At 62.8% G+C, this 12,958-nt stretch carries 12 protein-coding genes, 1 pseudogene and 1 riboswitch; all 13 genes and pseudogenes read right to left on the minus strand.

What is annotated here, in order from left to right; all coding sequences use genetic code 11:
- Positions 1 to 3,325: S-layer homology domain-containing protein (locus CZ203_RS03075; RefSeq protein ID WP_143436098.1), on the minus strand; the 3,325-nt coding region annotated here is incomplete at its 3' end.
- Between the two features lie 73 nt (positions 3,326 to 3,398).
- Positions 3,399 to 3,491, minus strand: a riboswitch (cyclic di-GMP riboswitch).
- A 196-nt stretch (positions 3,492 to 3,687) separates the two neighbouring features.
- Positions 3,688 to 3,876 (minus strand): hypothetical protein, encoded by a 189-nt coding sequence (locus CZ203_RS03080; protein WP_087064723.1) that lies wholly within the window; start codon positions 3,874 to 3,876, stop codon positions 3,688 to 3,690.
- A complete protein-coding gene (locus CZ203_RS03085) occupies positions 3,873 to 4,391 on the minus strand; it encodes an RNA polymerase sigma factor (RefSeq protein WP_087064724.1) in 519 nt (172 codons plus the stop codon). Before CZ203_RS03085 ends, CZ203_RS03080 begins: the two co-directional genes overlap by 4 nt.
- 92 nt (positions 4,392 to 4,483) lie before the next feature.
- Positions 4,484 to 4,678 carry a DUF6514 family protein gene (locus tag CZ203_RS03090; RefSeq protein ID WP_087064725.1) on the minus strand — a complete coding sequence of 65 codons (195 nt, stop codon included), beginning with the start codon at positions 4,676 to 4,678 and terminating at the stop codon, positions 4,484 to 4,486.
- Positions 4,679 to 4,698: 20 nt separating this feature from the next.
- Positions 4,699 to 4,881: a hypothetical protein gene (locus tag CZ203_RS03095; protein WP_087064726.1), complete on the minus strand. Its 183-nt coding sequence runs from the start codon at positions 4,879 to 4,881 to the stop codon at positions 4,699 to 4,701.
- Positions 4,882 to 5,376: 495 nt separating this feature from the next.
- Positions 5,377 to 6,771 carry an MFS transporter gene (locus CZ203_RS03100; protein WP_087064727.1) on the minus strand — a complete coding sequence of 465 codons (1,395 nt, stop codon included), beginning with the start codon at positions 6,769 to 6,771 and terminating at the stop codon, positions 5,377 to 5,379.
- A gap of 22 nt (positions 6,772 to 6,793) precedes the next feature.
- Positions 6,794 to 7,732, minus strand: coding sequence for a sugar phosphate isomerase/epimerase family protein (locus CZ203_RS03105; RefSeq protein ID WP_087064728.1), 939 nt, complete (start codon positions 7,730 to 7,732; stop codon positions 6,794 to 6,796).
- 92 nt (positions 7,733 to 7,824) lie between these two features.
- Positions 7,825 to 8,835: a Gfo/Idh/MocA family protein gene (locus CZ203_RS03110; RefSeq protein ID WP_087064729.1), complete on the minus strand. Its 1,011-nt coding sequence runs from the start codon at positions 8,833 to 8,835 to the stop codon at positions 7,825 to 7,827.
- Entirely contained in the window at positions 8,832 to 9,302 is a 471-nt protein-coding gene (locus CZ203_RS03115) for an alanine racemase (protein WP_456236180.1), read from the minus strand. The genes CZ203_RS03110 and CZ203_RS03115 overlap by 4 nt, the downstream gene beginning before the upstream one ends.
- A gap of 103 nt (positions 9,303 to 9,405) precedes the next feature.
- Positions 9,406 to 9,765 (minus strand): annotated as a pseudogene (locus CZ203_RS03120) (D-alanine--D-alanine ligase family protein); the annotation flags it as partial.
- A 202-nt stretch (positions 9,766 to 9,967) separates the two neighbouring features.
- Positions 9,968 to 10,978, minus strand: coding sequence for a Gfo/Idh/MocA family protein (locus CZ203_RS03125; protein WP_087064729.1), 1,011 nt, complete (start codon positions 10,976 to 10,978; stop codon positions 9,968 to 9,970).
- Between the two features lie 304 nt (positions 10,979 to 11,282).
- Entirely contained in the window at positions 11,283 to 12,302 is a 1,020-nt protein-coding gene (locus tag CZ203_RS03130) for a LacI family DNA-binding transcriptional regulator (RefSeq protein ID WP_159456337.1), read from the minus strand.
- A 100-nt stretch (positions 12,303 to 12,402) separates the two neighbouring features.
- Positions 12,403 to 12,958: alanine racemase C-terminal domain-containing protein (locus CZ203_RS03135; protein ID WP_328588143.1), on the minus strand; the 556-nt coding region annotated here is incomplete at its 5' end.

Consider the following 12,958-nt stretch of genomic DNA (forward strand, 5'->3'; position numbering starts at 1 on the left):
CGTCCATCAGGCCGGCGCCGACGGCGTAAGCCATCGCGTCCTGCGCCCAACCGGAAACCTGGTGCGCGTCGGCAAAGCCGTCAAGCGCGGCGCGCGTTCCTGTCGGCGCGCCCAGCATGCCGCTGTACCGGTACAGGCAAACCGCAAGCTCCTCGCGGCTTATCGCGCGGTCGGGCGCAAACTTGCCCGTGCCGTCGCCGGAAACGATGCCGTTTTCCGCCGCCCAATGCACGGCGCTGCTGTAATACTGCCCCGGCTGCACATCGTCGAAGCGCTGCGCCGTCGCCGCCTGCGGCGCGTCCTCCAAACGGCTGAGGACGGTCGCCAGCATCCCGCGCGACACCGCGCCGCCCGGGTCGAAATGGGTATCGTCCACGCCGGTAAACAGCCCGCGCGCGGAGACGAAGGAAAGCGCGGGTTCCGCCCACGGCGCCTGCGATGCGTCTGCAAACGGCTTGCTGTTATCCACCAGCCGGATCGTGGCCGAGCCTTCCAGCGGCACGACCATGCCGTCCCCCACCACGACGGATTTCGGGACGAGCTCCTCGGTGCCGTCCGCCTTGACGACGACGGCCACAGTCCCCGCCGTCAGGGAGGGCGACGGCACCGCCGCCTTCAGGCCGCCTTCGACCTGCCCGGCTTCGCGCCCGCCGACGGATACGGCGACCCGTACGGTATCGTCCGCCGCCCGTGCGGCGGAAACGGTCACGGTATCGCCCGTCCGCCCGGCAAGGTCGGCCAGCGCCTTGGAGGGGATGGTCACGTCGGCCACCGGGGTCTTGACCGTCATATCCGCCGCGGCCTGCGCGCCCAGCGCGGCGGCCGCCTTCTTCGGCAGCTGCACCTGCACCGTGCCGACCGACGCGGCCTGCCCCTCGGGCAAACCGGCCTGCACGACGACGTCCGCCTTGGCCTGGTCCGCCTGCCCGAGCGCCTGCGCCGCCTTTTCCGCCTGCTGGATCAGCGCCTGCGCCGCCTGGCCGCCCAGCACCGCCGAAGCCACGCCGTCCTTGACCGTGGCCGTACCCGTGTTGACCTCGGTATGCGCCTCGGCGGATACCGCGCCGTCCGCCCCGGTCTGCGTGGTGACCTTGGTCGATACGCCGGACTGCTTGTCGTCCATGGAGACCGTTTCGGTGCGCGTCACCTCGCCGGTCTGCCGGTCGGTCGCGGTCTGCGTTTCGGTCACCGTAGTCGTGGAGCCGCTCACCTCGGTCTTTGTGACCGTCTCCACGGTCGCGCCGCCCTTATCCTCCACCTTGGTCGACTCCGACGGCTTGCTGGGCGTCGAAGGCGAAGACGAGGACGTCGACCCGCCCGAAGGCGGATTGGGCGTGGGCGTGCCGGGTTCTGGGTCGGGCTCCGGATCGGGTGCTGGTTCGGGCTCCTTTGCCGGCTTGGTGTAGCGCCACTGGACGGCTGTGCCGTCCCCATTTGCCGCTTCCAGCGTCAGCGTGCCGCCGTCCGCCGTAAAACCAAAGGTTTCCGCGTGTTCTACCGTGGTCTTCGGGCGGGAAAGGATCACCGCGCCGTCCGGCCAATCTTCCGCCGACGCCTTGACCTTCGTCCCCTTGGCTGCCGGCGCAAATGTCCCGATTTGGAAAGGCTCCGCCAGCGCCCAGTAATCAATGCAGCCGATTATCACTTCCGGGTCGTTGCCCTTCCCCCAGTCCAAGTACACGTCACAAGATTCGAGTTCATCCGCGCCTTCCGTGCCGCCTACCACCATATCCACGGCGCTGCCCGTAAGTGAAAATTTCACCGTACCCGTTGGGCTTGCCTGGGAAGCGCCGCTTGCGTCCCCATCGGCCAGCAATGTTAGGCCGGCATACTGGGTATCCGAAAAATAGTCCCGGCGCACGTTGGATAACGTCATTTCGCATGCGCCGCCATGCGCGTCGCCCTTCTGGCTCGCCTCCCCCGCGCCGTAAACCCGGCCGGCCATAACGCTATCCGTTATCCCAATTTTCATATCGCCTGTAACCGCGCTTGCGTTTTCTCCCGAGGCCGCGCCGCCCATATAAATGGCGCCTGCGGACAAACCAAATGATGACATCTGAATCGGCATTTGGCAGCCTGTTAGGCTTATTTCAGCCGACCCAACGTCTGCCGTCCCCCCGCTGCTCGCATTGCCCCCGCCATATAAATAACTTAGGATCCTCGACTGGTTTTTCAGTTCTATTTTCGCCAATCCACGGACGGAAGCCCTGCCGCTGCCGGTGGCCGTGCCCCCGCCCCGGAGCGTTACGGAAACTTCGGTCTGGTCTCCCGTTATATACACGGATTCTGCGTCCGCGACAGCGTTTGCCCCCGATGCATACCCCGCGCCGTACACTTCCCTGATATCGCCGTTTAACAGGGTCATTGCAACCGCCCCTGCCGAAGCGTCCGCCGTTTTCCTTTGTGCGGATACTGCATAGCCGCCGCCACGGATCACATGGATCGGCTCGCCGCTTTTGGTAAACGCATCGCCTACCGTGGCATGGGCGGCATAACGCTGCGACGATGCATAGCCCCCGCCCACGATATCATGGCCGTTTTTGGTATACCCCTCCTCCGGCCTTGGCACCTGGGCTAGGATATCCGAACGCACCGTACCGGCCACATTAGCAAAGGCCTCGCCGTTTTGGCCTATAGCATACCCGCCGCCATAGGTGTGCGCAACCTGCGTGCCTGTAACACAAATATACGCATCCCCCGACACGTTCGCGCTGTGCGTCCCGTCAGAGTACCCGCCGCCGTACACCGTCAGCGAAAGGTCCTCCACCGTGACCGAGGTGTCCCCGTCCACGTCCGCGTTCTTGCCGCCGCCGTATACCGTGGTAAGATTCGGGGCGTCCATCAGCTTAATTGCCCCGTCCGCGTCATACACCGCCTTTTGCCCGTCGCCGTCCTTTTTGATCACAACCGGCACGCCGTTTGCATATAGCGTGCCGTTGTCCAGCGTGACCTGGCGCGCGCCGTCGTCCGGCAGCCCGTCCGCCGCGGGTTCTGCAAAATTGGCGGGGCTGGGGGCGGCCGCACTCCGGCCTTCCCCGTCTTGCCCCTCTGGGGCAAGGCCGTTCCCCGCCTGCCCCGCACCGTCCACCGGGGGCGTGCCTGTTTCCTGCCCCGCGCTGTCCGCCGGGGGCGTTTCCGTGCCCTGCCCCGCGCCGTCCGCCGGGGGCGTGCCTGTTTCCTGCCCCGCGCTGTCTGCCGGAGGCGTTACCCCCTCTTCGGCGGATGCCTGGAGCCCTTCCGCCCCGGCGGGGACGGTGCCGATCCCGCAGAGCAACGCGAACGCAATTACCGCCGCGCCAAGCCGCTTGGTGAATATTTTCATCATCTTTCCACCCTTTCGCGCATAAAAAAACAGACCTATCCCTGCATGGACGTGTCTGCCGTAAAAATGTGTTGTCACATGCAACTGGCTGCCGTTCCCGCACCGTGCTGCGGAAGTAGGCCCTATAGCTTTGCGTCGCCGGCTTTCGCCGGGTTTGCCCAATATTTAGTTCTTCTACATTATATCGGTTGTATAATTTTAGGATACCACATTTTATTATCTTTGCAAGCCCATTTTGGCATCCCGCGCATACAAAAACAAACCATTTTTTACAGCACTTTTCCGAAGCGCCCGTAGCGCCCCGCCGCCCCTTGTTTTTTTACGCCCAAGCGCCACCTATACGCCGCCCGCAAACCGCGTCCTGTTTATTGCCCATTCCCCCCGGCGCCCGCCTTATGGTAAAACAGCCGGAGCATCCGCTGGTCAAGCGCCGTCAAATCCGCTTCCTCCCCCAGGTACTGCGCGACCGCCTCGTCATATAGCTCTTCCAATACCTTCTGCCCTGTACTTATCATCAAGCTGTTTAACAAGCTATCCACATGGTCGTCTTTCAATCCAGTTCACCCCTGTGATCTATAATGTACCGCTTTATCTGTTCCCGCGCCCGCCGCAGGCGCGTATAGGTGGTGCTTACATTCAGCCCGAGCAGCTGCGCGATCACCGGGACGTCGATTTCGTACACATACCGGTAGATGACCGGCTCCAGGTACTCCGGCTTGAGCCATTTGAGCGCGCTGCGCATGTACTGTTCCGGCTCCTTGCTGATGAGCGTCTCCCACAGTTCTTCATTGGACACCGCCTCCCGCTCCGTATACTCATCATATGCCTGCGTCCCAACGGACCTCGCCCTTTCTTTATACAATTCTGAGACCGCTTGTTTGCACATCAAAATCAACAATCCGCCGGTTTCTTTTATGTTATCTTCGTTAATTTTATCGACGATTTTTATAACCTTCACAAAGGTGTGCTGGAGCGCGTCCTCCGCCATCTGCTTGTCTTTCGTTAAATCCAGCGCCACTTTAAACATCAAATTCGCATAACGATTGTAAAGACGTTCCGTCTTTCCCATTTCGCTGCCCCCATTTCCAATTTCCTAATTTCCGGTATGCCCGCGCGCCGCGCGCAGGGATGGGACGCCGGGCGCGCCCCCCCCTTTACCGGCTAGCCCGCCTGCGCGGGCATATCCATCCCCCAGAAATCTTCAATGACGTCGTAAAGATGGCACAGGCTCACCCGGTTCCGGTTCAGCAGGCTGGCGAGGCGTTCCGCCTCCGCCCGTTCCGTCGTGATATCCTTGACATAGGCGCCCCCGCCCTGCACACCGAACTGGTTGTTTTCCTCAAACAAGCTATACATACCGCATATACTCCTATCTATCAATGTCCTTCAATGCACACGATCCACCAGTGGTTTTGCTGCGCCACCGGCTTACCCTTCATATATTGCAGCGCCGCCTTCGGCGTTTTGAACTTCTTTGCGTACTCCGGCTGGAATACCGCGAGCCTGCCGTTATACAGGTACTTGATACAGCCGCCGACGCATATCCGGATATAATACATATTCCCTTCCGTCCTTATCGTTTCAGTGGGCCACTATATATTACTACTGTAACTTCCTGTCGATTTTATTCACTTCCTGTCGAAAAATTTTCAACATACAAAAAAAGCCCCCGACCTGTCCCATGGGACAAATCGGGGGTTCCTGGCATCCATGCCCTGCGAGAAAAGGGCGGCCGCCCTGTACCGCCCGCAGTTATGGTTCCAAACGGCGCGCCCCGCCGGCGGGGCGCGCCGTCTTATTGTTTGCCGCCTTGCGGCTAATGTGTGTTATTATAACATGATATGCGCCCATGGCAAGGTGGCGCCCTGCCGTCCCCCACGCGTGAAAAAGCCCCGGCCGCGGTGGGGAACCGCGGCCGGGACGCTTTGCACGGGGCTTTACTGCTGGGGCGGCCTGCGGCGTAAACGCTCCAAAACGTATATCTATATAAAAATAAAACCGATAGTATAATACTATCGGTTTTATTTTAATCTATTTTCACTTTTCGGAATCTTTTAGCGCACTTTGCTTTTTTCACGCTCCAGAAGCTCCAGCATGATGCGCGGGTACTCCTTGTCCAGCTTATAGAACAGCAGCACGACGATCATCACGGCACCCAGGGCGGTGACGCCATAGATGAACATGTTGGAGATGGTCGCCAGCGCCCGCTCCGACTGCGCGGCCAGTTCGCCGCTGTAGCCGGAAGCCGCCATGATGCCGCCGATCAGCGCGGAGCCGATGCCCTGGCCGAACTTCTGGCCGGAGGTCGCCGCGGACTGGATCGCGCCCGCCGTGCGCACGCCGGTCTTCCACTGGCCGTACTCGATCGCGTCCGCGATCATGGTGAAGATCATGCCGAGGATCGGGGTCATGCCGATGCCGCGCAGCAGGCCGCCAATGGTGACGGCCGCGACGCTCGTCGGGCTGACGAGCACGGCAAGCGAGCCGGCGATGATGAACAGCGCGCCCAGGATGCACCAGTTGCGCTTGGTGGTCAGGTGCATCACCCTGCCGAGCAGCAGGGTGGCGACGATCGTGATGCCGTAGCACGCCGTGTTGACGTTGCCGATGATCGCCATGTCGCCGATGATCCATTTGCAGTAATAGGTGGTCACCGTGCCCGAGAAGGTCTGGTACATGGCGAACGCCACGAAGAACAGGAACAGCATGATAAAGTACTTGTTCCGGAAGAGCGCCGGGATGGCTTTTTTGAGCGGCACCTTCTCCTCGCCGTACGCATCGAGCACCTGCACGCGCTCGCGCACGTTGGCGAAGCAGAACAGCATCATGGCCGCCGCTGCCGCCGCGTAGATCGCGGTCAGGATAATCCAGTTCTGCTGGCTGGTCTCGCCGCCGTTCGGCATCACCTTGAGGATGCGGGTAAACACCAGCGTGATCAGGATATTGCCGACCGGGCTCATCGCCATGCGGATGATGTTGATCTTGCCGCGCTCCACCTGGTCGCGCGTCATGTAGGTCATGGTGGTCGCGAACGGGAGCTGGAACATGGTGTACACCACGGTCAGCATCAGGTTGTATGTAATGAAAATATAGATCGCCTGCGCCATGCCGCCGATCTGCGGCACGGTCATCAGCAGCACGGCCGCAACCGCATACGGCACGGACATGCGCAGCATCCAGACGCGGGCGCGGCCGTATTTGGAGCGCGTGCGGTCGATGATGAAGCCCGCGGAAATATCCGAAATGCCGTTGAACACCTGCGAAATCGCGATGATCAGGCCGATCACGGCCGGGGACACGTGCACAACGTCGGTGTAGAACGTGACCAGCAGGCTGGTCGCGATCGTGAACACGATGTTCGTGGAGATTTCGCCCATACCGAAGGCGAACTTCTCAAACCCCGAAACGCGGCCTTTCTTTATCAGTTTCCCATATCCATTCAAATCCATGGAACATCCCCCCTGCCGCGTTTTACTTGCTGATCGTCGCGTTCAGCGCGTCGATCGAGGTCTGCAGGCCGGCCTCCACGCTCATCGTGAGATCCTCCATCTCGAGGGAAACGTCGCCGTCATAGCCCATCATATGGACGACGGAGAAGAACTCCTTCCACCACTGCAGGTCTTTGCCGCAGCCGACGGCCACGTAGTTCCAGACGCGCTCCGCCGGTTCGGTGACCGGGCGCGGCTCCAGGATGCCGTCCACATCGGAGAGCTGCCGCTCGATGCGCGCGTCCTTGCCGTGCACGTGGAAGATGCAGCCGCGCAGCGCGCGAGCGGCGGCGATCGGGTCGGCGCCCAGCACCATCATGTGCGACGGGTCGAGGTTGATGCCGATCATCGGGCCGACGGCGTCGCGCAGCTTCAGCAGCGTGGACGCGCTCCATACCATGGTGCCCGGGAACTCCTCGATGGCGATCTGCTCTACGCCGCAGGCCTTGCAGTGCGCGGCAAATTCCTTCCAGAACTTGATGGTCACTTCCCACTGGTACGCATAGGCGGGCGCCATGAAGTCCGGCCAGGACACGGTGGACGTGATCCAGTTCGGCGTGGTGTCGGTCTCGTTGCCCGCGGGCAGGCCGGCCATCGCGACGAGCTTCTTGACGCCCAGCTTGCCGGCCAGGGTCGCGCAGTCGTACATGGATTTCTTATACTCCTCGCCGGTCGCGGACGGCCAGAGCGGGTTGCAGGACGTGTTGAGCGCGGAAATGCGCATGCTGCGCCGCGTCAGCTCGCCCTGGAAGGCTTCGAGCTTGGCCGGGTCGGCGAGCAGCGCGGCGGTGTCGACGTGCTTGCGCGCGCCCCAGCCGCCGGCGGTCATCTCGACCGCGTCGATGCCGAGGGACTTTACCTTATCGAGCATGTCCGGGAAGGGCAGGTTTGCCAGCACGTCGGTGCAAAGTGCGAGTTGCATAGGGATATCCTCCTAAAAAAATATAAAATGGGTGAGGTTGGCGGGGGCTTTTTGCGCCCCCGCCATATATAAGAGAAGAATAAGAAGGGGGCTTAGCCTTTGTAGAAATCCGGCATCGGGTCGTACTCGACCGGGACGATTTCCTGGGTCTCGCGCGCCTTGGAAGCGGCCGCCGCGGCCACCTGGCAGGCATAGCCGTCCCACGCGGTCGGGCCGTCGACGCGGCCTTCCTTGGAGGCGTTGATCCATGCCTGGATCTCATCGTTATACGCGTCCGCGAAGCGCTGGAAGCAGTCGGTGTACATCGCCTGGCCGGTGACCGCCTTGGCGTTGACCGAGATGTAGTTCGGCTGCGGCATGTTGAGGACGGCGCCGTCGCACACGACCTCGCACTTGATGTGATAATCGTTATGGTTGTTAACAAAGGATTCTACGTCGATGCGCACGCCGGACTTCGTGGTCAGGATCATGACCTGCGGGTCGTGCAGGCCCTTGGGGCCGTTGTTCGTGGGCTTGCCGTAGCGCACCTCGGCGGTCGCATAGTCCTCGCCGAGCAGCCAGCGCAGCACGTCAATTTCGTGCACCATGGAGTTTTCAACCGCCATGGAGTTGTCCCAGTCCGCCGGGACGGACGGGTTGCGGTGCGCGCAGTGCAGCAGCAGCGGCTCGCCGTACTCCTTGCTGTCGATCGCGGCCTTGAGCTGCTTGTAGCCCGCGTCGTAGCGGCGCATGAAGCCGACCTGCACCAGCTTCCTGCCGGCCTTCATCTCGGCCTCGACGATGCGCTTGCAGGCGTCCGCCTTGGGCGCGAGCGGCTTTTCGCAGAAGATGTACTTGCCCGCCGCGATGGAGGCGAGGACGCACTCCTCATGGTACGGGTCGGCGGTGGTGCACATGACGGCGTCGATCCCCGGGTCGTTAATCATGTCGATCGGGTTTTCAAAGCCCTGGATGCCGTACTTTTCCGCGACGGAGAGGCCGAACGCGCCGGCCGGGTCGGCGCAGGCGACGACCTTGCCGCCCTGGAGCCTTCCGTTGATGCGCTCGATGTGGGTGCGGCCGATGCCGCCGGTGCCTACGAGGCCAATTCTAAGATCGTTCATTGNCGCGCGTAATCGCAGCGCAGCCCCGGGTAATTGAGGATGCCGTAGCTCGCCTGCAGGTGCACCTTGGGGATGGCGCAGCCGTGCCCGCGCAGCGCCTGCACCATCTGGTAAAATTGTTTAACCTGCAGCCAGGTGCTGTCCACATCGTCCGGCAGCAGGCTGTCGGACGCGCAAAGGTGCGTGTACGCGCCGGTAATCCGCAGGTTCTTGCAGCGGCAGATTTGCAACAGGCGGCCTTCGCTGCGCTCCCCGAGCCGGTTCATACCGGTATCGATCTTTAGATGCACGTCGAGCGCCCTGCCGTAGGCGCAGAGCTGCCCGGCATAATCGAGGTCGAGCACGGTCTGCGTCAGGCGGTAGCGCGCCAGCAGCGGGAAATCGGCCGGGCTGGTATAGCCCAGGATCAGCACCGTGCCCCGGACGCGCGCACGCCGCAGCGCCACGCCCTCCTGCACGCACGCCACGCAAAAGGCGCGTACCCCGGCGCGGTTCAGCGNCAACCGCCCCCTCCAACACGCGGCGCACGATCCCTTGGAGCGGCACGCCGATCTCGCGCATCATCGCGGGGTACCGGCTGTGCGCCGTCATGCCCGGGATGGTATTGACCTCGTTGAAGACGAGCGCGCCGTCCGGCTGCAAGAACAGGTCGACGCGGGCAAACCCCGCGCAGCCCAGCGCGCGGTAGATCCGCACGGCGGCCTCCTGCACCTCCCGCGCCTTCTCCGGCGGGATGCGCGCGGGCACGTGGATTTTCGCCGTTTCCAGCGTGTATTTCTCGGTATAGTCAAAAAAGCCCTGCGCCAGCTCGATTTCATCGACCGCGCCGGCCAGCAGCTCGCCGTCGCCCAGCACCGCGCAGCCCACCTCAAAGCCCTCAATGGCCTGCTCCAGGACGGCGCGGCGGTCAAAGGCAAGCGCGCGGCGCACGGCCTCCGGCAGCGCCGCCGNACCGCGTCGATGCCGAGGGACTTTACCTTATCGAGCATGTCCGGGAAGGGCAGGTTTGCCAGCACGTCGGTGCAAAGTGCGAGTTGCATAGGGATATCCTCCTAAAAAAATATAAAATGGGTGAGGTTGGCGGGGGCTTTTTGCGCCCCCGCCATATATAAGAGAAGAATAAGAAGGGGGCTTAGCCTTTGTAGAAATCCGGCATCGGGTCGTACTCGACCGGGACGATTTCCTGGGTCTCGCGCGCCTTGGAAGCGGCCGCCGCGGCCACCTGGCAGGCATAGCCGTCCCACGCGGTCGGGCCGTCGACGCGGCCTTCCTTGGAGGCGTTGATCCATGCCTGGATCTCATCGTTATACGCGTCCGCGAAGCGCTGGAAGCAGTCGGTGTACATCGCCTGGCCGGTGACCGCCTTGGCGTTGACCGAGATGTAGTTCGGCTGCGGCATGTTGAGGACGGCGCCGTCGCACACGACCTCGCACTTGATGTGATAATCGTTATGGTTGTTAACAAAGGATTCTACGTCGATGCGCACGCCGGACTTCGTGGTCAGGATCATGACCTGCGGGTCGTGCAGGCCCTTGGGGCCGTTGTTCGTGGGCTTGCCGTAGCGCACCTCGGCGGTCGCATAGTCCTCGCCGAGCAGCCAGCGCAGCACGTCAATTTCGTGCACCATGGAGTTTTCAACCGCCATGGAGTTGTCCCAGTCCGCCGGGACGGACGGGTTGCGGTGCGCGCAGTGCAGCAGCAGCGGCTCGCCGTACTCCTTGCTGTCGATCGCGGCCTTGAGCTGCTTGTAGCCCGCGTCGTAGCGGCGCATGAAGCCGACCTGCACCAGCTTCCTGCCGGCCTTCATCTCGGCCTCGACGATGCGCTTGCAGGCGTCCGCCTTGGGCGCGAGCGGCTTTTCGCAGAAGATGTACTTGCCCGCCGCGATGGAGGCGAGGACGCACTCCTCATGGTACGGGTCGGCGGTGGTGCACATGACGGCGTCGATCCCCGGGTCGTTAATCATGTCGATCGGGTTTTCAAAGCCCTGGATGCCGTACTTTTCCGCGACGGAGAGGCCGAACGCGCCGGCCGGGTCGGCGCAGGCGACGACCTTGCCGCCCTGGAGCCTTCCGTTGATGCGCTCGATGTGGGTGCGGCCGATGCCGCCGGTGCCTACGAGGCCAATTCTAAGATCGTTCATTGTGATACCATCCTTTTCTTCTTTTTGGGTGCGGGCGGCGTATCCCGCCCTTACGAGACCGGTCTCTCAAACCCCCAAAAGAAATTCCGCGCAAAGCGGAGGTTTCGATTTAGTCTCATAAAGTAATCACGATACCGGAATCTCTTATTGCGATACCGGTCTCTTAACTGTGATTTGATTATAACACTGTACATTTTCATTTGTATATAGGAATACTCGACAGGTTTTCCCCAAATCTTTTATACACTTTCCCCAAAGGGCGCGGCATAAAAAAAGCCGGCGGCCAAAGCCGCCGGCGGGGTTTTCAGATATTTTCGCGCAGCAGGATTTCGTTTTTCGTGTAAATTTCCTTCTGCGCGGGCGTGCGGTCGTAGATGATGTGCTCGAACAGCAGCCGCATGGCCAGCCGCCCCTGCTCCACCAGGTCGCCGCTGATCGTGCAGGCGATTTCCCCGCCCCGCACCAGCTCCACGATGCCCGCGTACCGCTCGTAGCACAGGATCTTGAGCCGCCCGGCCAGCCCGAGGTCGCGCACCGCGCGGCAGATATCGGGCACGCAGCCGCAGGTGATGAACAGCCCGTCCAGCCCCGGGCGGCGGCGCAGCATGTCCGCCGTGCCCTCATAGGCGAGCGCGGGCGATTCGTGCGTGTCGATCGTCTCGGCGATGCGGATCGCCGGGTAGTTTTCGGTCAGGTAGCCCTCGAAGGCGCGCTTGCGCTGCTCGACCGAGCGCAGGCTCTCCCGGCTGGAAAGCACGCCGATCTCCCCGGACGCGCCGAGCAGCAGCGAGGCCAGCCGCGCGGCGACCTTGCCGGACTGCTCCACATCCTGCCCCACGAAGCACAGGCGCGGCGCGTCCTCCAGGTCGGAGTTGACGGTGACCACCGGGATGTGCGCGGCGTCCAGCGCGGCGAGCGCGTCATAGACCGCGGCGTCCTCCATCGGGCTGCAGACCACGCCCGCGACCCCCTGCCCGCACAGCGCCCGCAGGCACGCGGCCTGCGCGGCCGCATCCGGGTAGGGCACCTCATGGTAAACCGTTTCGCAGTTGAAGCTGTCAAAGTCCTGCCGCACCAGCTCGATGCCGCGCCGCAGCTCGGGCGTCGCGTCCACGGCCGGCAGCACCACCGCGACCGTCATCTTCTTTTTCTGATAGTTGAGCGCCTTGGCCAGCGGGTTGGATTCGTAGCCGTGTTCCCGGAGCAGTGAGCGGATCTGCTGCCGCTTGGCGTCGCTCACGCCGGGACGGTTGTGGATCACCTTATCCACGGTGGATTTGTGCACCCCGGCCATTTCGGCGATCTGTTTTAGCGTAATACCCATACAAACACCCTCGAACGATTTCAAAGAGTCCGGTACCTTTTCAAGGGGCCCCAGCCTTATCCCTTTCATTATAGAGGCTTGCAGGCGGTTTTTGCAACCCTTATATTTTATCATCCTGCTTGCGGGTTGCCGGTTCAGCCGTACGCCATCGCGGACCGCCGCGCCGCGTATAGACGCGCGGCAGGCGGCCGCCCAGCCGGGAGAGCAGCTCGTTTGAGATCGTGCCCGCCCAGCCCGCCAGCTCGGCCGCCCCGATTTCATCGCCCCCCGACACGCCGATGAGGGTGGCGCAGTCGCCCGGGGATACCGCGCCGCACCCAGTCGCGTCCACCATCGCCTGATCCATGCAGACCCGCCCGACGATGGGCGCGCGCACCCCGTGCAGCAGCACCCAGCCCTTCCCGCAGGACAGGCTGCGCGGCAGGCCGTCCGCGTACCCGATGGCGAGCACCGCGAGCACCATGTCCCGCCCCGCCGTAAACGCGCGGCCATACCCGACCGTCTCGCCCGCGCGTACCGCCTTCACCGCCGCCACCCGTGCCCGCAGGGACAGCGCGGGCTGGAGCGCCGGGTTGCACCGGGTCGCGTCCCCCGGCGCGCTGTGCACCCCGTACAGCGTAATGCCCGGCCGCGCGTAATCGCAGCGCAGCCCCGGG

The sequence above is a fragment of the Intestinibacillus massiliensis genome, from assembly GCF_900155735.1.
Lineage (GTDB): Bacteria > Bacillota > Clostridia > Oscillospirales > Butyricicoccaceae > Intestinibacillus > Intestinibacillus massiliensis.

What these genes read in the sequence shown, in the direction of transcription:
- CZ203_RS03085 (WP_087064724.1), bottom strand. Translation starts at nt 4,391, where the DNA reads ATGGGAAAGACGGAACGTCTTTACAATCGTTATGCGAATTTGATGTTT.
- CZ203_RS03090 (WP_087064725.1), bottom strand. Translation starts at nt 4,678, where the DNA reads ATGTATAGCTTGTTTGAGGAAAACAACCAGTTCGGTGTGCAGGGCGGG.
- CZ203_RS03095 (WP_087064726.1), bottom strand. Translation starts at nt 4,881, where the DNA reads ATGTATTATATCCGGATATGCGTCGGCGGCTGTATCAAGTACCTGTAT.
- CZ203_RS03100 (WP_087064727.1), bottom strand. Translation starts at nt 6,771, where the DNA reads ATGGATTTGAATGGATATGGGAAACTGATAAAGAAAGGCCGCGTTTCG.
- CZ203_RS03105 (WP_087064728.1), bottom strand. Translation starts at nt 7,732, where the DNA reads ATGCAACTCGCACTTTGCACCGACGTGCTGGCAAACCTGCCCTTCCCG.
- CZ203_RS03110 (WP_087064729.1), bottom strand. Translation starts at nt 8,835, where the DNA reads ATGAACGATCTTAGAATTGGCCTCGTAGGCACCGGCGGCATCGGCCGC.
- CZ203_RS03125 (WP_087064729.1), bottom strand. Translation starts at nt 10,978, where the DNA reads ATGAACGATCTTAGAATTGGCCTCGTAGGCACCGGCGGCATCGGCCGC.
- CZ203_RS03130 (WP_159456337.1), bottom strand. Translation starts at nt 12,302, where the DNA reads ATGGGTATTACGCTAAAACAGATCGCCGAAATGGCCGGGGTGCACAAA.